General features: G+C 62.3%; 20 protein-coding genes. 7 read left to right on the top strand and 13 right to left on the bottom strand.

The features are described 5' to 3' along the window. Nucleotides 1-270 precede the first annotated feature (270 nt). Together AC1D0Z_RS08420 and AC1D0Z_RS08415 are read right to left on the bottom strand one after the other, a co-directional pair. Entirely contained in the window at nt 271-867 is a 597-nt protein-coding gene (locus AC1D0Z_RS08420) for a hypothetical protein (protein ID WP_477657798.1), read from the bottom strand. Nucleotides 868-942: 75 nt separating this feature from the next. Further along, nucleotides 943-2,787: a glutamine--tRNA ligase/YqeY domain fusion protein gene (locus AC1D0Z_RS08415; RefSeq protein ID WP_477657797.1), complete on the bottom strand. Its 1,845-nt coding sequence runs from the start codon at nt 2,785-2,787 to the stop codon at nt 943-945. Between the two features lie 130 nt (nt 2,788-2,917). Between AC1D0Z_RS08415 and AC1D0Z_RS08410 the strand changes: the two genes are divergently transcribed. Next, complete coding sequence (locus tag AC1D0Z_RS08410; RefSeq protein ID WP_477657796.1) at nt 2,918-3,313, top strand: hypothetical protein; 396 nt, start codon at nt 2,918-2,920, stop codon at nt 3,311-3,313. Nucleotides 3,314-3,637: 324 nt separating this feature from the next. Then, nucleotides 3,638-4,147 carry a MarR family winged helix-turn-helix transcriptional regulator gene (locus AC1D0Z_RS08405; RefSeq protein WP_477657795.1) on the top strand — a complete coding sequence of 170 codons (510 nt, stop codon included), beginning with the start codon at nt 3,638-3,640 and terminating at the stop codon, nt 4,145-4,147. A 299-nt stretch (nt 4,148-4,446) separates the two neighbouring features. Here the strand turns inward: AC1D0Z_RS08405 and AC1D0Z_RS08400 are convergent, their stop codons facing one another. From AC1D0Z_RS08400 to AC1D0Z_RS08365, 8 genes are all read right to left on the bottom strand, one after another. Beyond that, the gene (locus AC1D0Z_RS08400) at nt 4,447-5,763 is read right to left on the bottom strand and encodes a chloride channel protein (RefSeq protein ID WP_477657794.1); all 1,317 of its coding nucleotides are present in this window, start codon (nt 5,761-5,763) and stop codon (nt 4,447-4,449) included. Between the two features lie 350 nt (nt 5,764-6,113). After that, nucleotides 6,114-6,710 (bottom strand): DUF3455 domain-containing protein, encoded by a 597-nt coding sequence (locus AC1D0Z_RS08395; RefSeq protein ID WP_477657793.1) that lies wholly within the window; start codon nt 6,708-6,710, stop codon nt 6,114-6,116. Between the two features lie 109 nt (nt 6,711-6,819). Further along, nucleotides 6,820-7,410, bottom strand: a complete 591-nt coding sequence (locus AC1D0Z_RS08390; RefSeq protein WP_477657792.1) for a DUF3455 domain-containing protein — start codon at nt 7,408-7,410, stop codon at nt 6,820-6,822. Nucleotides 7,411-7,739: 329 nt separating this feature from the next. Then, complete coding sequence (locus tag AC1D0Z_RS08385; RefSeq protein WP_477657791.1) at nt 7,740-8,294, bottom strand: DUF3455 domain-containing protein; 555 nt, start codon at nt 8,292-8,294, stop codon at nt 7,740-7,742. A gap of 422 nt (nt 8,295-8,716) precedes the next feature. Next, nucleotides 8,717-9,364 carry a DUF924 family protein gene (locus AC1D0Z_RS08380; RefSeq protein WP_477657790.1) on the bottom strand — a complete coding sequence of 216 codons (648 nt, stop codon included), beginning with the start codon at nt 9,362-9,364 and terminating at the stop codon, nt 8,717-8,719. An 18-nt stretch (nt 9,365-9,382) separates the two neighbouring features. Next, entirely contained in the window at nt 9,383-10,543 is a 1,161-nt protein-coding gene (locus AC1D0Z_RS08375; protein WP_477657789.1) for a branched-chain amino acid ABC transporter substrate-binding protein, read from the bottom strand. A 271-nt stretch (nt 10,544-10,814) separates the two neighbouring features. Further along, a complete protein-coding gene (locus AC1D0Z_RS08370) occupies nt 10,815-11,840 on the bottom strand; it encodes an alpha/beta hydrolase family protein (protein ID WP_477657788.1) in 1,026 nt (341 codons plus the stop codon). Nucleotides 11,841-11,975: 135 nt separating this feature from the next. Continuing rightward, complete coding sequence (locus tag AC1D0Z_RS08365; protein ID WP_477657787.1) at nt 11,976-12,386, bottom strand: DUF2306 domain-containing protein; 411 nt, start codon at nt 12,384-12,386, stop codon at nt 11,976-11,978. Between the two features lie 299 nt (nt 12,387-12,685). On the opposite strand from AC1D0Z_RS08365, the gene AC1D0Z_RS08360 reads away from it, so the two are divergent. Next, nucleotides 12,686-13,519 (top strand): undecaprenyl-diphosphate phosphatase, encoded by an 834-nt coding sequence (locus AC1D0Z_RS08360; protein ID WP_477657786.1) that lies wholly within the window; start codon nt 12,686-12,688, stop codon nt 13,517-13,519. 44 nt (nt 13,520-13,563) lie between these two features. Further along, the gene (locus AC1D0Z_RS08355; protein WP_477657785.1) at nt 13,564-14,769 is read left to right on the top strand and encodes a dienelactone hydrolase family protein; all 1,206 of its coding nucleotides are present in this window, start codon (nt 13,564-13,566) and stop codon (nt 14,767-14,769) included. Nucleotides 14,770-14,811: 42 nt separating this feature from the next. Here the strand turns inward: AC1D0Z_RS08355 and AC1D0Z_RS08350 are convergent, their stop codons facing one another. Then, complete coding sequence (locus AC1D0Z_RS08350) at nt 14,812-16,341, bottom strand: acyl-CoA-binding protein (protein ID WP_477657784.1); 1,530 nt, start codon at nt 16,339-16,341, stop codon at nt 14,812-14,814. Between the two features lies 1 nt (nt 16,342). Then, nucleotides 16,343-17,623, bottom strand: a complete 1,281-nt coding sequence (locus tag AC1D0Z_RS08345) for an MASE1 domain-containing protein (protein WP_477657783.1) — start codon at nt 17,621-17,623, stop codon at nt 16,343-16,345. Between the two features lie 177 nt (nt 17,624-17,800). Between AC1D0Z_RS08345 and AC1D0Z_RS08340 the strand changes: the two genes are divergently transcribed. Genes AC1D0Z_RS08340 through AC1D0Z_RS08330 form a run of 3 tightly spaced genes read left to right on the top strand, consistent with a single transcriptional unit; the run spans nt 17,801 to nt 19,913 of the window. Next, a complete protein-coding gene (locus AC1D0Z_RS08340) occupies nt 17,801-18,325 on the top strand; it encodes a 2,4'-dihydroxyacetophenone dioxygenase family protein (protein ID WP_477657782.1) in 525 nt (174 codons plus the stop codon). A gap of 31 nt (nt 18,326-18,356) precedes the next feature. Next, nucleotides 18,357-19,076 carry an SDR family NAD(P)-dependent oxidoreductase gene (locus AC1D0Z_RS08335; protein ID WP_477657781.1) on the top strand — a complete coding sequence of 240 codons (720 nt, stop codon included), beginning with the start codon at nt 18,357-18,359 and terminating at the stop codon, nt 19,074-19,076. Then, nucleotides 19,077-19,913 (top strand): IclR family transcriptional regulator, encoded by an 837-nt coding sequence (locus AC1D0Z_RS08330; RefSeq protein WP_477657780.1) that lies wholly within the window; start codon nt 19,077-19,079, stop codon nt 19,911-19,913. Here AC1D0Z_RS08330 and AC1D0Z_RS08325 read toward each other — a convergent pair. Beyond that, nucleotides 19,910-20,104 (bottom strand): hypothetical protein (locus tag AC1D0Z_RS08325; protein WP_477657779.1); only part of this gene is annotated, 195 nt, incomplete at its 5' end. The two genes, AC1D0Z_RS08330 and AC1D0Z_RS08325, sit on opposite strands and share 4 nt — an antisense overlap.

The following is a 20,104-nucleotide window of genomic DNA, read 5'->3' as shown; positions in this document are numbered from 1 at the left end:
TTCTAAAAGACATTCGATACTCCCTGCTAATTGTTAAAGTAATCTGAACATTTTCTGACCTGGAGGATACTGTTCGCCCGACTCATGTTATCTCTGAGATGATGGCAGCCTAACGGCGATTCCCCTGTCTCCGAATGGCACGGGCCCCTCGTGCCTGTATGCCCTTGACGCGGTTAGGCCCACATCGCTAGAGCTTTTTTTGAAGCCCTTGGGTAAAGAATCCGATGCATGTGCCAGGCCTGCCGCCGGACTGGACTGCGACTTAACCTCTTATTGCTTCAAGCCTGACTTTTGCCACTGACTCACTACAGCGCCAAGGTAATTCTTTTGGCACTCGTCCTTGTTGGGGAGTGTATTGGGCATGAAGCATCGCGGGCCATCTGCTTCATATTCCGATCGGAAGACCGCCTTGAATTTCTCCGCCGCCGGTGCCGCTGGCCGCCACTGGATGATGGTGGCTTTCCATATGCGACTTGAGACGTATGAGCCGGCGCTACCCGTCGTGTAGACAAATCTGTCGAGCTTCTGAATCCAGACGTGTGAATAGCCCACGGGAATCACAAGCGTCGCGTTTGTCGTGTGCAGCTGATAGTCAGCATCAGCTCCCGTTTTTTGTACTTCGGCGGTCATTGCCTGACCCAGGGGGTCATACATCCTTTTCGCGTTGTCTGCCTTCGAGAATGCAAAGCCACTGGGCAATTTGTCATATTCCAGGCCGATATCGATGACAACCAGTACCTTCTTCACAGGCTCAGGCGTAAAGGTTTCTTTTTTCTCTGAAAATATTGTCGGATCTTTGATGGTTGCACACGCGCTCAGTCCCGCAACCGCTAACGTGATGATCAATGTCTTGATGATCGTTTCCATGCCTTCCTCCCTTGATATTGTTTATATTCGGCATGCTACAGCGTCTTCCGCCCGGGCTTTAGAAATGGCCCGGCTTCATTTGGCCCAACTGTCTTTCATACCCGTGACCCGGTTGAATACGGCATTACCTGCACTGTGGTCAAGCAAGTCCGTCACAAAGTACCCATGCCGCTCAAACTGAAAGCGCGTGCCAGCAGGCACATGCGCCAGTGATGGCTCAACATACGCCATCACGGTCTTCAGGCTGTCGGCATTCAGCTCGTCCAGGAAATCCTTGTCGCCGGTGCCGGGGTGTTCGGTGGTGAAGAGGCGGTCRTAGAGGCGCACCTCGGCCTGCACCGCGTCATTCACGCCCACCCAGGTGATCACGCCCTTGACCTTGATGGCGTCGGAGCCGGGTGTGCCGCTCTTGGTGTCGGGAATCAGGGTTGCGTGTACTTCTGTCACCTTGCCGTCGGCGTCTTTGACGGCGCCTGTGCATTCGATGACGTGTCCGTACTTCAGGCGCACCTTGCTGCCGGCGATGGCCTGCTTGCTGGCGTTGATGTGCGGCGGGAAGAGGCGGAAGAAGCCTTTGGGTGGCGTTTCTTCGTAGTCCGTGCGTTCAATCCAGACTTCCTTGCCGATCTTGAAGTGGCGCTTGCCCATCTCTTCGTGGTGCGGATGCACGGGTGCGCTGCAGTCGTCGAGCTTGCCCGCGCCCATCACTTCGTCCCAGTTCGTGAGCACGAGCTTGACCGGGTCAAGCACGGCCATGGCGCGCGGGGCGATCGGGTCGAGCGTGTCGCGCAGCGAGCCTTCGAGCGTGCTGTAGTCGATCCAGCTGTCGCTCTTGGTGACGCCAATGCGTTCGGCAAAGAGTTGCAGCGACTCGGGTGTGTAGCCGCGGCGACGCAGGCCGACTATTGTTGGCATGCGCGGGTCGTCCCAGCCGCTCACGCGCTTTTCCGTCACCAGCTGCGCCAGCTTGCGTTTGCTGGTGAGCACGTAGGTGAGGTTCAGGCGCGCAAATTCGTACTGGCGCGGATGCGGTGTGGCAATGAGTTTGCCTTCGGCCAAACGGTCGAGCAGCCAGTCGTAAAACGGGCGCTGGTCTTCAAACTCCAGCGTGCAGATGCTGTGGGTGATTTGCTCAAGTGCGTCTTCGACCGGGTGGGCGAAGGTGTACATGGGGTAGATGCACCATTTGTCGCCGGTGTTGTGGTGGTGGGCGCGGCGTATGCGGTAGATGGCCGGGTCGCGCATGTTGATGTTGGGCGAGGCCATGTCGATTTTTGCGCGCAGCACGGCGGCGCCGTCGGGCAGCTTGCCGTCTCGCATTTCGCGAAAGCGCGCCAGGTTTTCAGCAGGCGTGCGGCCGCGGAAGGGGCTGTTGGTGCCGGGGTGGCCAAAATCACCGCGGTTGTGGCGCATTTCTTCGGCGCTTTGTTCGTCGACGTAGGCGTTGCCGCTTTCAATCAAATATTCGGCCGCGCGGTACATGAAGTCGAAGTAGTCGCTGGCCTGGTAGGGCTTGTCACCGCCTTTGGCGTTGCCGATCTGCGCCCAGTCGTAGCCCAGCCATTTGACGGCTTCGATGATGCTGTCGACGTATTCGGTGTCTTCTTTTTCGGGGTTGGTGTCGTCAAAGCGCAGGTGGCACACGCCGCCGTAGTCGCGTGCCAGGCCAAAGTTCAGGCAAATGCTTTTGGCATGGCCTACATGCAGGTAGCCGTTGGGCTCGGGCGGAAAGCGCAGGCGCACCTTGGCCGGGTCGGGCTGGCCTGCGGCGTGGTGGGCGGCGTCCCCGGGGCTGCCGCCCCAGCGGCGGCTGGCATACGTCCCCTCGGCCAGGTCTTTTTCGATGATCTGGCGCAGGAAGTTGCTGGGCTTGTGGGTTTCTTTGTCGGCGGGGGCAGAGGCAGGGGCGGGGGTGGTCATTGAGTGATTTTAGGGGTTACACGAATGGGTTACGTTTGGCTACGCTCTTCACGGAGCGTACGGTACGCCGTTACGGGGCTGCCGCGTTTAATAAGCACATGGGCATTTCCTGCCCTGTTAAGGAGATCATATGAAGACAGCAATCAAGGCAAACCGCTCCGTCGCCGTGGCAGGCGCCGCAGCCGCGCTGGCACTGGCCGCTTTCGGCTTTGCCGGTGCTGCCCAGGCCCGTGACAACGTGACGTTTTCCGTGGGCGTCGGGGTTCCGGGTGTACAGGTTGGCGTGACGAATGCCTACCCGGTGTACCAGCAGCCCGTGTACGTGCAGCCGGCACCTGTGTATTACCCGCCGGCACCGGTGTATTACGCGCCGCGCCCTGTGTACGTCAGGCCTGCGCCTGTGTATTACGCACCGCCGCCGGTTTACTACGGCCCCAGGCACGGCGGCTACTATGGCCCGCGCCCGGTGTATTACCAGGGGCATGGTTACGGCCACGGACATGGTCACGGCCACGGACATCGCTAGGAATCGTTAAGGGGCTTGAAGGCATCCAGCCAACCAATCACCCCAAAAACCTAAAAAAGCCGCTTCATGCGAGACGTTCAACCAGAGTGTTGAATCTTTTAAAACCCTCCCGAAAACGGAGGGTTTTTTGTCTCTAGAGGAAGGAAATGCGCTTTCGGACGCATAACTGCGCCGGATCTCGCCGCGATCGCCAAATGTTACCTGCTTGATCCGGGAGGGAAGACAAGCAGGTGAAGTCCTTTACAAGATTCACCACTTTCTCTCCGTATTGATGCAGAGAACGTTTTCTCCAGAATTCGGCGCTCGTCATATGATCCATTCCAAATGCCTAAAGCCGTAGCCAAATCCCAAGATCGAAACCTGTCTCACAACGATCCCGCGGCTGAGGCCTTGCGCCGTTTCCGACTCATCTTTAACGCCGTAAAGATGCATTTTCGAGAAGTGGAAAAAAAGGCGGGACTGGCAGGCGCGCAGCTCTGGGCTCTGAGTGTGGTGCGCGACGTCCCGGGCATCGGGGTCGGCGAACTCGCAGCTGCTATGGATGTACACCAGTCTACGGCCAGCAACCTGGTAAAGGCATTGGTCGCTGGGGCACTGATTGAAGTCGAGCGATCCGACATTGACCGGCGCGCCTCGACGCTTCGCGTTTTGCCAGCAGGCCTCAAGATCTTGAAACGCGCTCCAGGTCCGTTTTCCGGGGTACTTCCCGAAGCTCTCACAAGCCTCGACACGCCAGCGCTCATTCGGCTCAACCGGGACCTTGACAAGGTAATCCAGGCTCTGAAGGTGGACAAACGCGCGGCAAACATCCCACTTGGGCAGCCCGACGCCTGATTACACCGGCCCCGGCGGGCACCTCGCCAAATCTGACACGTGAAGCGCTGAAGCACCTGAAAGAAAAAGCTTTTACGGGGTATGAGCTGGTGCAGGCCACTGCGCGCGTTTGTGCCATGAACATGATGCTTCACGGGCTGATCAGTCGCCGCAAAAAAAGAACCTCCAGAGGGCTCGAGCCCCTGAAGGCTCTAAAGTCCTCGCTGGGAAAGCTGCTGAAACTGACCGCTCTATTATATTTGTTCAAATGTATATGGCATCAGGTGTTTCCCTGAAGCGTGACTGCAGCAGACGTCACGTCAAGCCTTTGGCAGGCGGAGTAACTGCAGATCTGCCAACAGGGTATAAAGCGGGACGCTGACCAGGCGCGAAACGGCGCTTGCGACCAGTGCGCTGGCCATCAAGCTGAGGACCAGGCCGTGGCCGTCTACCATTTCCATCACGATGATGAATGCAGTCATTGGCGCATGCGTGACAGCGGCAAGAAATCCCGCCATGCCCAGCGCTATCAGCGTGGGGGCATTGACGTAGCCGGTCAGTTGGGCAATGTCATTGCCCAAAGCGCCGCCGATCGCCAGGGATGGTGCAAAAATCCCACCCGGGACACCGGACCAGGCTGTAATCCAGGTAGCGATGAACTTGAGCAGCGCATACAGCGACGAGGATTCACCGCCGCTTTCCAGCATCGCCCGCGTATGCGCATAGCCGCCGCCATAGGTATCGCCATGGCTCACGCAACCCAGCACCGCCACCGCCAGACCGCAACCGGCTGCGAAACGGACGGGTGCTTTCTGCCGGAACCGGCTGAACCAATCAGGTGTGCCGCCCGCAAGGGACACAGCCAGCAGCCTGGAAAACAAGCCTCCCGCCAACCCACTGCAGACGGCCACAAGCAAGCCCGGCAGCAGCAACGCCATGCTGATGTTCTCGACGCGGATGACGCCGAAATAGGTGGCATTGCCGTAGATCGACACGGCCATCAGGCCGCCCAGCACTATGGCTGCCAATAGCAAACCATTGCTGCGCTGCTCGGGTTTGCGTGTCAGTTCCTCAATGGCGAACATCACCCCGCCCAACGGTGTGTTGAATGCCGCAGCAATGCCGGCCGCGCCGCCGGCCAGCAGCAGTCCCTGCTCCGATACCCGGGAGCCCGAGGGCAGCCAGCGACGGGCGTGATACATGACCCCGGCAGCAATCTGCACCGATGGGCCTTCCCGCCCCAGGGACAAGCCGCCCAGCAGTCCCCAGGCTGTTAACAGCATCTTGGCCACGGAAAGCCGCAGCGACACAAACAAGCCGCGTGAAACGGCGGGCACTTCGGATGTCAGGGCCGCCATGACCTGAGGAATGCCCGAGCCTGCAGCGCCGGCAGCGTAACGCCTGGTCACCCAGACAATGGCCGCAGTGCAAACGGGTGTCCATAGCAGCGGGCCCCACCAGTAGCTCTTTTCAAAAACGGAAAAAAGCTTCAGCGCGTGCTCTGTCAGCCAGGTAAATGCCACCACGGCCAACCCCGCCAATACGGCTGACGCCAATACGACGGCGCGCCCGGCCCAAAGCCGCCAGTCGGCCATCTCGCTTCGTAAATTTGACGGGAATGGGGGATGGGCTTTCATGACGCACCTGACAAGTACATTTGTGGAAATGCAWWWTGCATTTCCACAAATGTAAACGACGTCAACTTCAAAGGAAACGCTGCAAAGCGAACCATCCAGCGTAAACATGCCGCTTCAGTGATCCGAAAGCCGTCGTCGCGCCATGGGAGCATCATTAATTTCGTGATGCAGCGCACTCACAGACCATATTGGACGTCATCTCGGCCTGCTTGATGCACTTGTCGCTCTCTGTGCATGTCTGTGTCGCTCAACCCAGGAATTTGCAGTGGAAAAATCCCTCCTTAAAAGGAGGGCAGCACTTCAGTTGAGCATCTCGCACTTCTGCGGGCTTTTTTCCGGGCGCCGAAAGATCAGCCGGCCGGGCCCCAGAAAACGTAGTCTGCTTCGTAAGGCACCGACACCCGCATGCCCAGGCTGGCAGATGTACAGGGCGGGTTCGCCACCACACCGCCGGCAGTTTTGCGGCTCTGGATGTAGCTGATGTTGGCCAGCACACCCGGCGTTTCTGAAGGGTTCACCAAAGCCCGCTGCAGCGGCAGGCTGCTGCGGTCGGGAAACACTTCCACCAAYTCCTKCGCRGTGACTTTGGAGCCRTCGCTGTGCACCCAGCGCGAGCGCASGCCSGGRTAGTACGTGACGGTCTGGCCATTGCTGTCCTGYAGCCGCATCCCCGGTGGCTGCAGCAGCCAGGCGTATTCATAGGGCGCGCGCTTGATGGCCTGGCATTCGTACAGCAGCTCGCCCCTGCCCTGGGCCTCCAGCACGGCCTGATGGCCCGGCGGCACGCGAACGGCCTCAGGCAGCGCCTGCTGGGCGTTGTAGGGGTTGGGCAGGCGCGCGCTGCAGGCACCCAGTATTCCCACCACGCCCGCGAGCATGAGCACGCTTCGCAGCATTGCGAAGAGGGGAACGCGGGAAGAAGGAGCGCGGGGGGCTTGGGTGTTCACGGCAGGCTGTTTGGGTATGAAATAGGGCTGCAGGCCAATAAGGACAAGCGCAAGCAGCTATGTAATTGATAGCGAGGCGATCAACCCCGCTCCACCCTTTGCATTCCCCTTAACCGGCTTTCCAGAAAATATAGTCAGCCTGGTAAGACGTCGTCAGCTTGTCGCCCAGGTCGGTTTGCGTGCAGGACTTGCTCAGGTCTTGCCCGCCCTTGGTCCTGACGCGCTGGATGTAAGTGACGTTTTGCAGCACGCCGGGCGTGGCGCCCGATGTGCCTGTGGAAAGCTGATTCGGCAGGTTGGTGGCGCCTATGCGCGGCGCCAGGGCCACTTGCGTGCCGACAACGCTGGAGCCGTCGATATGCGTCCAGGTGGCGGGCGGGCCGGAATATTTCGCGACGGTTTTACCGGTGCGGTCCAGCAGGTCGGCCTCGGGCCTCACCAGAACCCAGCCGATGGTGCCTGCGGTGTTGGCGTTGGCCTTGCACTCGTAGTGCAGCAAGCCGCTGGCCGTGGTTTCAAGCGCCACAACATGGCCTGGCGGCACCTTGACCGATGCGTCCAGCGGGTCCTGCGTGTATTCCTTGGGAAGCGGCGCAACGCCGGAGCAGGCGGTCATCAGCGCGGCAGTGCCGGTGATCATGGCCAGGGTGACGGCTGCGCTCTTGCTATAGGCCCAAAAGATGTTGTGTGTGCTTTTCATGAGACTCCTCGGTTTGTTGTTTTGCCCGCCTCTCAGTAAAGCCCGCCGAAATGTAAAGATCTGTAGGACGCCGCGCAGCCTCGGTGCCAGCGCCTGGCCGGACCGTTTGCGGGGAAACAAGACAGCCAGGGGCGCACGTCAAACACAAGCCACGCCGCAGGCCAACCGGCGTAAAAAAGCCCACAGCGCCTGCCTTGCGGCATGCCTGCGGGCATAAGGCCAGTCCCGCCTGACTTCAGGGCTGGCGGCTCACCCTCGGAGATTCGGGGGAAGGGGGTTGGCTGCCCTTTTGCTGTTTCTGGCCTTGATTTTTGTTCTTCTTGCGGCGCTTACATCGCCTTGTAGAAGATGTAGTCGGCCTGGTACTTCACGACCTGTTTGGCCCCCATGTTGCCGGCGGCGCAGGGCATGGCGGGTGCCACGCCGCCTCGGGTGTCCACGCGCTGGATGTAGGTCACGCCGCTCATGGCGCCGCTGCCCATGGCCGGGTTGCCCTTGACGAGCTGCAGGGGAATGTTGCCGGTGCTGTTGGGGGCCACTGCGATTTGCGTGGCCGTCAGTTTCGAGCCGTCCATACTTTCCCAGGTGGCGGGCGGGCCGTAGTATTTGCCGACCTGTTTGCCGCTGCGGTCGTTGAGCTTCGCGTCGGGGCCGACGAAGACCCACTCAAACTGACCCGCCATGTCTTTTTTGGCGTTGCACTGGTAGGTGATCTCGCCCACGCCCACGGTTTCCATCGCAACCTTGTTGCCGGCCGGCACCTGCACGGCGGCCGGCAGGCCGGCCTGCGAATAGGTGGGCATCATGGGCGACATGCTGCCGCAGGCGGCGAGCAGGGACACAAGCAGAACTGAAGCTGAGGCGGTAGCTGTGCGTAAAGTCATTTTTTAACTCCTGGGTTTTTGTGGACCAGCCAGGGATGGCCGGCGTCTAACGGATGCCCGCCTGTGTTGTGAGCCGTGGCGGTGCATCCTGAAGTGGATACGGCGCCAACGCGGCAATGGATTCAAAAGAATGAGGCCACGCATCGCACCTGTGATGGGCGCTATCAAATTAGTAGCTGCTAGCGCACGTCCTGCATGGGCTGGAGGGCAGTTTGATGCACGACGCAGAGCTGGTCAACGGCCCAAGCCGTGGGCGTATTCACCAGCGGGGGCCGCGGAACYGGCTTTGCCGGGCCGCAGGCGCCGCCCCCTTGAGGGGGGAACGAGCTACACGCAGTGAGCTTGGACGGGGGTGTACCAACTCCGCCGTCCCCGAAGGGGGAGAACAGGCTACACGCAGTGAGCCTGGACAGGGGGGAACCTTATTGCCCGAAGCGCGGCCCCTTGAGCAGGAAGTCGGTCTCTTCCGGCGTATCGATCCGCCCCAGCGCCGCGTTGCGATACGGGAAGCGGCCAAACCGGGCAATGATGTCGCGGTGCTGATGGGCGAAATCGATGTTGCCCTGAAAGCGTTGCTTGAGCGAGTCGGGCGCATCAGCCTGCAGCCTGGTAAAGCGCGCCACGCATTCGTCCTGCAGCGCCAGGCTTTCGGCGTGCATCAACGGCATGTACAGAAAAATGCGCCCGGACCAGGGTAGTTGCAGGTCGTCTCCGGCGGCCAGCGCCTGCAGCACGAGTTGCTGGGCGCGCGCGTCGCCGGCAAAGGCCTGGCCCTTGCCGCGAAAGACGTTGCGGGTGAACTGGTCGAGCAGGATGACCAGCGCCAGGCGATTGAGCGGCGGCTGCTCCCAGTCTTGCAGGCCGCCGTCAACGGCTGCCTTGACGTTGTTGCCAAAGCGCGCGCTGATCTCGGCGTCAAGTTCTGCGCCGCCACCAAACCAGCGCTTGTTGAGGTCTTGTGTCGGCCACTCCTTGCTTACGCCGTCGCCCAGCCAGAAGTCCAGGACTTCAGCGGGCGTGGCGTAATGGCCGGAAGGGAAGGCGTCGGAGGAAGGTGTGGGCTCGGTCATGACGACCGCGAGCTTAGCCTACCAGCGGTCGGAGCGCAGCTGCAGGTCCCAAACACCCTTGCGGATCGAGTAAACGCCGACCACACCGTAACGCTGCTCGCCGACGGCGTCCCATTTCATGGAGCCGGTAATCGGCGCGTAGCCGTCAAAGGTGCGCAGGGTTTCGGTGATCTTTTCAGGTTTGACCGAGTTGGCGCGCCGCATGGCGCCGGCCAGGATGTACATCGCGTCGTAGGTGTAGTGGCCGCCGTAAGCCGGCTCCTTCTTGAAGGTGTCCTGGTACTTGCTCAGGAAGGCCTTGCCGTTGACGAACTCTTTGGCGTCCAGGATGGGCGAAGTAGCGTAGATGCCCTTGACTGTGTCGCTGCCCTTGAGCATGTCAGTCGTCTTGATGGTGTCGCCGCCCAGGATGCTGATCTGCTGGTTGTAGTCGATCTTTTTGAGGGCTTCGATCAACGCGAGGATCTGGAAGTCGCCTTGCGTGGACACGACCACCTCGACACCGCCGTCCTTGATCTTGCCGGCCAGCTCGTCAAACTTGGTGGTCTTGTCGTCGGACGAATACGTCACCACCACTTGCTTGCTGGCTTTTTTGAGTTCAGCGACCGCGCCTGTCGCCAGGCCCTTGCCATAGGTGGTCCCATCGTCGACCACCGCGAACTTGTTGGCGCTGAGCTGGTTGGCGGCAAACGATCCAATCGCACGGGCTTGCAGGTTGTCGTTGGCCACCAGGCGGAAGGTGGTGGCCAGGCCCAGCTCGGTGAACTTGGGGTTGGTCGAGATGGCCAGCTGGGGAATGTTTTTGGCGGCATAGACCGGTGCGGCCGGGATGCTGACGCCCGAATTGAGGTTGCCGATCACGGCGACCACGCCGGCATCGACGAGCTGCTGCGCGACTTCCACACCGGTTTTTGGATCAGACCGATCGTCCATGGCCACGATTTCGATCTTGACCGTCTTGCCCTTGATCTGGAAGCCTTCCTTGTTCAGCTCGTCCACGGCCATCTTCACGCCATTGTGCAAATCCTGGCCCAGCGCGGCGAGGTTGCCCGACAGGGGCTGTGCGACACCGATCTTGATGGTGTCCGGCGGATTGTCACAGCCCGTGAGCAGGGCGCTGGCAAGGGCCGCGGCGGTCAGGGCGACCAGGGTATGGCGGCGTGAAGGGGAGCTGTTCATGGTGAGAACCTTGGTGGTAATGTGGTGTAACTGAATGTATGTTTCACCGTCATGAAGCGATAGTGGGGTTCCCCCGTTTGGAAATGAATGTGCGAGTAGATTAGTTTTACTTATGATTCTTTATGGTTCGTTTTTGGCTGAAAAATGCACCTGAAAGGATCATTTTCTGTCCACTTTGACGCGTACTGCCGGCCCGCATGCTGCAGGGTATCTGCTGCCGCTTTGGCAACCGCTCCCGTGGAATCAGGGGTTGGCGGATCGGAAATCGGGATCAGGGAAGAAGGTGCTTGCGCAGGAAGCTGCTGATCTTCTGGTCCACCGCGGGAAGCTCGCTGCGGTCAAAGCCGGGTGGGTCCAGCAACAGGTCTTTGGCCAGGTCCGACATGGCCCCGGCCGGTGGAGGCGGCGACAGCAAGGCGCCGTGGCCACCGGTAGGCAGGTCGGCGATGTGTTCGCAGCGCTTGCAGGCCGCAAGCACCGCGTCGCTGTGAAAGCGCGGTACCAGCCAGCGGTCTTGCCCGGCGGTGACCAGGCCGAGCGGCACGGAGGCTGAGGCCAGCGAGGCCATGTCGAAATCAGCCGCCAGCGGCACACCGGCGACCACGGCACGGATGCGCGGATCGGTATGGGTTTGCCAGGTGGCGTCGCTGAACTTCTGGCGTATCACGGCCAGCGCCACCGATTTTTTCAGGCCGTCCAGCACGCCGCCCGTAAGCCGTGTCGTCAGCCCGACGCAGGTATGGAAGTCTTCGGCAATGTGTGCCTCGCAATGCCGGGCCAGCAGCGCCGGTGACCAGCGGCCGCCGGCGAGCGTCAGCGCGGTATGGCCGCCGGCCGACATGCCGTACATGCCGACCTTGTCCAGCGACAGCAGCGGTGCCAGGCGCGGGTCACGCGCAACCGCGTCAATGGCGCGCGAGACCTCTGCGGGCCGATGCTTCCAGCTTTCGGGTCCGGGAGTGGACGGGTCCCGCGCGTTGTCGCCATGGTGCTGGGGAAACGCAACGACAAAGCCGTCTTCAACCAGGCGGCGTGCCAGGCTGGTGTATGTCCAGGGCGCGCCGCCCGAGCCGTGCGAGATGACGACGAGGCGTGTATTGCCGCGCACGGGCTGGCCACCGCGATCAAGTTTGAGGGAATAGGAGCCGAACTGAGCTTGCCGGTCTTCACCGGCGGAAGGGTAAAAAACGCTGACGGGGCCATCGTCCTGCAGGCCGGGCAGTTCGGTAAAACCCATTCCGGCCTGCACGCAGGTGGCTGCGAGCAGCAACAGGCCGCTCAGGACATAACGGTGCATGGGTGTTCTTTCTTTTTCTGGGCGCCTGGGTGGGCATTGTGTGCGTCCGAGGGATTTTCACCGGACTCCGTGCTCGGACCGTCCTGCCGCGGGCTCGTCAAAAAATGCTGCAGCTTTTTCGGGCGATGTGGAAAGTCACATCAGGCCGAGCTGCGTCCACAGCATCTTGCCCAGGTAGCGGTCGGGCATCAGCGTGAACACGCCTGCCACAAGGCATGCGCCAATGTAGAGGGACTGCATGGCGCGGCGGTGGCCCGCAATGTTGCCGCGGCTCAAATGCCAGAACGCGCCGGTCAGGCTGAGCAGCGCGAAGGGCACCAGCAGGTGGATGGGTGTGTAGCCGGCGATATTGGGGTAGTCATAGTCGCGGATGAAAATCGCCGTCGCGGCAGTGACCAGCATCATCGTCACGAAAGCATAGCCAAAAGCCCGGTGCAGCTTGGGCCGCTGCAAGCGTCCTTTACGCGCCCACAGCGCGACGGGCCCGATGACGATGGCGGTGCTGGCAGCAAACAGGTGAATGGCGATCAGCGGTGTCAGTTGCATGGCTGTGGCGACTGGCGAAGGGGTAACAAATTGTGCGCAGAAATGCCACCCCTGTCCAGACTCATTGCGGTAGCTGGTTCCCCCTCGAGGGAGCAGGCGCCTGCGGTCTGGCAAAGCCACTCCCGCGGCCCTACTGGTGAAATACCCCATCCGGGTTGCGCGCCGGGAGCTCTTGAACCCAGCCGGGGCCGCGGAACCGGCTTTGCCGGGCCGCAGGCGCAGCGGCCCCCTCGGGGGGCAGGGAGCGACACGAAGTGCGCGACCGTGGGGGCCATAATCTTTCATTTTCGGGAGACCGCGTGGACATTGCACTGTTGATCAAAGCCGCCATCATGGGCATCGTTGAGGGCCTGACTGAATTCCTGCCGATCTCCTCGACCGGGCACCTGATATTGGCCGGTGCGCTGCTGGGATTTGACGATGAAAAAGCCAAGGTATTCGACATCGCGATCCAGACGGGCGCCATTTTTGCGGTGATCCTGGTGTACTGGCAAAAGATCCGCGCGACCGTCGTGGCCCTTCCGACCGAGAAACAGGCGCAACAGTTTGTGCTGAATGTGCTGGTGGCCTTTGTGCCCGCCGTGGTGCTGGGCCTGCTGTTCGGCAAGGCCATCAAGGCCCATCTGTTTACCCCCGTGGTGGTGGCCAGCACTTTCATCATCGGCGGCTTCATCATCCTCTGGGCCGAAAAGCGGCAGCAAAAAAATCCCGCCGTGGCGCGTATCCAGGAAGTGGAAGCCATGACCGTGATGGATGCGGTGAAGGTCGGCCTGGTGCAGTGCCTGGCGATGATTCCCGGCACCAGCCGAAGCGGTGCGACCATCATCGGCGGCATGCTGCTGGGGCTGTCGCGCAAGGCCGCGACCGACTTCTCGTTTTTCCTGGCCATGCCGACACTGATAGGGGCTGGGGCCTACAGCCTCTACAAGGAGCGGGCGCTGCTGTCTGCTGCCGACATGCCCATGTTTGCGGTGGGCCTGGTGTTTTCGTTTTTCAGCGCCTGGCTCTGCGTGCGCTGGCTGCTGCGCTACATCTCGACCAACAGCTTTGTGCCGTTTGCCTGGTACCGTATTGCTTTCGGCATTGTGGTGCTGGCAACCGCATGGAGCGGGCTGGTGGTCTGGGCCGCGTAAGAAAACTGAGCGTCCGGTAAAAGAGACGCAGAGGAGGGACTGCCATGACCTGTCTTCGCTATTTTTCTGTTCTTCTGTTTGGCTTGCTGCTGGCACAGCTGTCCCATGCGGGCGGCCTGGTGTCCATCCCTTCGCAAGATGGCAAGCTGCAGATTCCCGGCTACTGGTTCGACACCGGCGACAAGGAGCCACGGCCTGCCGTCATCGGCCTGCACGGCTGCGGCGGCGGACTGGACAGCAAGGGCAATTTTGCCGAGCGGCTCTTTCGCTATGGCGGTTATTTCAACGCCGAGCGCATGCACTTCCTGGCATTGGACAGCTTCACCCCGCGCGGCCAGCAGTCCATTTGCGAAACGCCCAACAAGCTGCGCACCATCCATGAAAGCGACCGCCGTGAAGACGTGTTCGCTGCCATCGAGTGGCTGGCAAAACAGCCGTCTGTGGATGCGTCGCGCATTGTGGTGCTGGGCTGGTCGCATGGCGCGCAGACGGTGCTCAGCGTGATCGACGCCACCGACAAATACGTGCGGGCGCAGAAGGTGCAGCCACGCGCTGCCGTGGCTTTTTATCCCGGCTGCGTGGCGAGCAACAAGATGTGGAACTATGAAGTGCACGTGCCGCTCCTGCTTATGATCGGCGAGCTCGACGACTGGACCCCGGCCCCGGAGTGCGTCACCCTGCACGGGCGATTGCAGAAGAACAAGGCCAATGCGCCGGTGGAACTGACGGTTTACCCCGGCAGCTACCACGGCTTTGACGGCACCGGCCCCGTCAAGCAAAGGGAAGGCCTGGGCAACACCAGGACAGGCAAAGCCATGGTGGGTGGCAACCCCGCGGCGCGTGAAGCCTCGCATGCGCGCATGTTCGAGTTTCTTTCGGCGCAGCTGGGCCAGCCTTTGGTGTTGTCGCACGCCCAGCGCTTCAAGGGTCACCACTATGTGGTGCCGCCGGCTTCGGGCTTTGCGGCGGCGGATGACACCGCTGCCGTGCCGCTCAGCGATGCCGGCAAGGCGCGTTACGCCCACTTTCGCAACTTGCCGTCTCCGAAGGCTTTTGCCGTGACGGAAAAAGGCGGCTGGTATTTCAACGCCGGCGAACCCGAAGCGATGGCGACGACCTTCCAGCTGTGCGCCAGGGCGAAATCAAGGTGCTGGCTGTACGCGGTCGACGACCAGGTGGTGTGGCAGCCCGATGTGGCGGCGCGGGCGGGCGAGCCGGGCCTGAAACGTGCGGGATCGCCGGCGCGCTGAGCGTTGCGCGGACAAGGTGATGCAAGACAATCTGAACAGCGCTCAGGCAGCCCTGAGCTTTTCCACCAGCGCGGCATAGCCCGCCATCGCGTCTTCGCGGGCCATGCCTTTGCGCCCGGCCCAGGCGTCATATTTGGCGCGGCCGGTGACGTCCATGATGCCGGGGCGCTCACCCGTCGCGTCGCCCAGGGTTGCCTGCTTGTAAAGGGCGTAGAGATCCAGCAAGGCATCGTTGCCGGGCGGCCTGGCCAGGGTCTTGACGGCAATGCCGGCGGCCTCGAAGGCGCGTTCGGTCTCGCTGGGGCCGGCGGAGGCTAACGGCTCGCCAAAGTGGGCGTCTTCCAGCGCGACGTCGTCAGGGAACCAGCGCGCATCGAGCAAGCGGCCCGAACGTACGGCAAAGGCCAGCACGCCTTGTGACATCAGCCYGCCTGCCGTCAACGTGGCGGGCACCACCGCGACACCGGCGTTGAACACGACTTGCCCGAATGCGGTGAAGCGCACCGCGGCCGCCCACGGGAGCATGGCCTGCAGCCCCTTGTTGCCGCGGTAGATGCCGCTGGCGCGGTTGGCGCCGGGCTGGAACCAGGCCATGTCGGATGCGCCCCTGGCGAAGATACCGTTGAAGTCGCCGGCCTCCAGCGAGGCGCACAGCGCCTGCGCAAACGCAGCGAGGGCTTCTGCGCCCATCTTCGGGTCGTCTACCGCCATACCCAGGGACGCCGCGCTGCTGGCGCCGAAAAATTCGAGCACGTTGCGTGCGACCTGCTCGCGATCGTTGTCGACGCAGATCATGTGGTAGCTGTTTTCCAGCACCACCATGCGGGCCTTGGCACCACCGATCTGCTCGACCAGGTAGTTGGCCGAGTTCAGGCTGGTGAGTTCGTCTTCGCGTGCATGGATGACCAGGGTTTCGCTGGCCATGTCTTTCAGGCCCGTCATCACCCAGCCGCGAAGCCGGTCTACCTGCCGTACGCAGGCCAGCGGCACCCAGCGGTAATGGAAGTTTTCGCCGCGTGCGAACTTGGCCTTGACGATGGCGCGCAGCTGTTCGTTCTTGATGCCGAAAGGGTCTTCTTCTTCGACCTTCATGCGCGCCTGCACGCCCGGCACGTAATACATCAGGTGGCGCAGCGGGGTGTACCACGCGGTCGCCCAGCCGTCGATGTAGATGGGCGGCGCCAGCGCGATCAGCTTGCCGCGCGTGTGCTTTTGCCGCTTGGCCAGCTCGGTGGCCAGCAGCGCGCCCATGCACATGCCCATGATGTGGAAGCTGTCGTGCAGCGCCGCGACCTCGCGGTACTTGGCGGTCACGGCATCCATCCACTGCTCGGCAGTGACGTTCACCAGGTCTTCCGGCGTGGTGCCATGGCCGGGCAGCGTCAGCGAATGCGTGACGAAGCCCGCGTTTTTCAGCCGCTTGTGCATGGAGCCCAGGTCGTACTGCGTGCCGCCCAGGCCGTGGATCAGGAAGACGGCGGGGGTGCTTTTGTCGGCCGCCGGGACAGGGCCCTGTGCGTGGGGCTGTGGCACGGACGCAGCGGCCGGCGTGCTGGCGTTGTCCAGTGCCACGTCAGGCCTCGACTTCCAGCAGCGCGGCGACCTGTTCGACCTGGCCGTCGGCGCCGCGCACGCCTGAAAGGCGCGCGTTCACGCTGGCTACGCGCCCGTCGCTCCAGCGCAAGGTGTTCTTCCACAGCATGTGGTCGCGCTGGCCCTGCGCCAGGTCGCGCCAGTCGGCGTGCAGCGCGGGCTGCTCCTGCGGGTCTGCATGGGCGATGAAATCCTGCACGGTCAGCAGCGCCCCGGCGTTGGTGCGCAGCAGTTCGCTCGCGCCTTCACCCCATTCGGCTGCGCCGGTCCTGGCGTCAAAGCTGGCGACCACCGTGCGGTTGGAGTCCAGCACCTGGCGGTAGCGGGTGCGCCAGTCCTGCGCCTGCGCCAGGGCTTGCGCGGCGGTGGCGCCCAGTGCGTTGACCACGCCCACCAGCAACGCCATCACGGCGACATAGCTTTGCACTTCGATCACGGCCTCGCCGGGAAAGCCTTCCACCTCGGCAAACGGGCCGCCGCCGGCGTTGGTCCAGGCGATCAGCGCGAGCGCACCGGCGAGCGTGGCGACCGTGGCGCCGCGCTCCTTCCACAAGATGGCCGTCACCACCATGAAGGGCAGGGGCAAATAGGTGAGGGTGGGGCCCAGCGACGCGCTGAAGCGGTCAGACACATCGCTTGAAAAGATCAGCCCCGCCACCACAAAGAAAAGCAGGAAGGTGCCGGCGCCCGCCAGGAACTGGCTGGTGGCCATGCCGCCCGAGCGCCTGACCTTGAAGCCGGAGAACGCCGTGATGAGCGGTGCCATCAGCAAGATGCCGACAAAGGTGGTGCAGGTCCAGACCCGCCATTCGGTCAGCAGGACAACGGGCTCCGGCAGGGCCCAGCTCCAGAGCATCACGCCGATGCTGGCACCCAGCGCGGAGGTCAGCAGCGCGCCCAGCAACACGCCGCCGTAGGCTTTGCCGGGCTCCGTGCTGCCGTCAGGGCCGGTGCTGCGCAGCAGGCGCGCAACCCAGGCGCCCAGACTCGCGCAGAGGGCCTCGTTCAAACCAAATGCCAGTGCCGGCAGCAGGGCCAGGCCGTCCAGCAGGGCCAGTGCAACAGCCGCCAGCGCGGCGCCTGTGAGCACGGCCGGGCGCCTGGGCGGCTTGACGGCCAGCAGCGCGCCAAACGTGATGCCTGTGGCCAGCCAGACGGATGCGCTCAGCGTCATGGCGTCGCCCATGCTTTGGGACAACACCGCCGCAACGGCCCAGGCTAGAAAGGTCACCGCAGCGGTGACGATAAAGGGCAGGGCCATGGGAATCCTCCTCGGAGAGTCGTTCTGATGCGCGGCACAGGGGGCTGCCGGATGGTGTGGGCTAGTTTATCCAGTCTGTCGCAAATGTAGAACCGCAGGCTTAGGGGTAAGTCCCCGCAGCGCCAACAATCGCCGAATCTACAGTATGGACATGTATCCATCATGTGGACAATTGCCATGACCTTGAATGCTACCGACCAGACGTTGATGCCCTACCAATACCCGAACCCGCCCGATGCACGGCCGGAAATCGTGGTGCAGCACGCCATCCCGACCGATGAACGCCTGTGGGTGCCGCAGGCCGAGAACGTCTGGTTCCGTCCCCTTTGCCTGAATGCCAGCCAGGGTTACTGGATGAATTTGCTGCGCGTGCGCAAGTCCGGCGTGCTGAGCCGCCACCGCCACCCGCAGGCCGTGCACGGCTTTGTGCTCAAGGGGCGTTGGCGCTACCTGGAGCACGACTGGGAAGCCACCGAGGGCAGCTATGTGTTTGAGCCGCCCGGGGAAACCCATACGCTTTATGTGCCCGAAGACGTCGAGGAAATGATCACGTACTTCCAGGTCAACGGTGTCATGTACTACACCGACCCCTATGGCAAGGGCGTGGGTTACGAAGATGTGTTCACCAAGATCGAGATGTGCAACAGGCACTTCGAGGCGGTCGGCCTGGGCGCCGGTTACACGAAACAATTCATCCGCTGACGCTAGCCGGCATCTTCTTCGGGAGCCATTCATGACCTATCAGGCCGGACTTTTCAAAGGCAAACGGGCCCTCGTCGCCGGCGCCACCCAAGGCATAGGCGCCGTGATTGCCAACCACCTTGCGGCGCTGGGGGCCGAAGTCACGGCACTGGGGCTGGGCCGTGGTGACGGCACGCTGGACGCGGCCGTCGATGTGCGCCAGGCCGACGTGACTTCGGCGCCAGGCCTTGACGCGGCACTGGCGGGCATTGACCAGCTCGACATCGTGTTCAATTGTGCCGGCATCATCCAGCGCGGCGCCGAGCACGACATGGAGGTTTTCGAAAAAGTGCTGGCCGTCAACTTGACCGGCACCATGCGCGTATGCACTGCCACGCGGGAGCGCCYGAAGGCCCGGCGCGGCTGCATCGTCAACACCGCCTCCATGCTGAGCTTCTTCGGCGGCGGCCTGGTGCCGGGTTACGCAGCCAGCAAGGGCGGCGTCGCGCAGCTCACCAAGTCGCTGGCGATTGCCTATGCGCCCGACGGCATTCGTGTCAACGCGGTGGCGCCCGGCTGGATCGCCACACCGCTCACGCAGGCCCTGCAGGACGACCCCGCGCGCGCCGGCCCCATCCTGGCGCGCACGCCCATGGGCCGCTGGGGCACGCCCAGGGACGTGGCCGAGGCTGCAGTGTTTCTCTGCACGCCCGCCGCTGCTTTCATGACCGGTGTGATCCTGCCAGTGGACGGTGGCTACATGGTGTCTTGAATGATGGCCAGTGCCTTGCCCAGATCATCAGTTGCGAGGCCAGCGCCGTCACAGGTGGCTGGCACGGCGGCGTTTTCCAAATTCATGCATGTGCTGCAGCTGGTGGCTGATTCGGACGAGCCGCTGAATGTGGGGGCGCTGGTCAAGGCCAGCGGCTATCCCAGGCCCACGGTGCACCGCATAGTGGCGGCCCTGATGGCCGAGCGCCTGCTGGTGGGCAAAGAGCGCGGCGCTGTACTCGCGCTCGGTCCGCGGCTGATCCAGCTGGCGAGCCGCAGCTGGGGCAGGTCAGACCTGCGCCTGGCAGCGGTAGACGAACTCAAGCGCCTGCGCGACATCACCGGCGAGACTGTGCACCTGGCCGTGCCCAACGGCAACACCATGGTCTACATCGAAAAGCTGGAAAGCCCCAGCGCAGTGCGCATGGCCTCGCGCATCGGCACCAGTGTGTCCCTGCACGCCACTGCGGTTGGCAAGGCTTACATGGCGGCGCTGGAGCCTGCTGTGTTGGGTCCGCTGTTGCAGGGCTTGCCCCTGCCGCGCCATACCGCCAACACTTTGGTGAAGTTGCCTGACTTGCGCAGGCAGCTGCAGGTCACGCGGGAGCGGGGCTGGTCTGTTGATGCCGAGGAGCACGAAGCCGGTATTTTTTGCTATGGCGCGGTTATTCGGGGCAACAGCGGTTCGCCGGTGGCGGCTATCAGTGTCAGCACCCTGATGTTCCGGCGGAAAGACAATTCGCAGAAGGCTTATGTGGCGCCCTTGCTGGAGGCTTGCCGGATGATTTCGGAGCGGATTGTGGAGAGGCCTTCGTTGTCGGATGTGGATGGTTTTTAGGTGGCTTTTTGGCTTTCTGGGGAATAGGGACGGGCGCTAGCAGCTATTGAATTGATAGCGGAGGAGGTGAGTTCGTTTGAACTGTACTTCTTGTTCCAACGACGGGCCCTCTGTTGAGGGTAGTTGGCCGGGGGTTGCCCGGCATGCAACTCACTTTCTTTTGCTTCGCCAAAAGAAAGTAAGCAAAGAAA

The organism is Polaromonas sp. P1_E3 (genome assembly GCF_056405935.1).
Note: the sequence above shows the minus strand (reverse complement) of the source record. Positions and strands in the feature narration are given on the sequence as shown.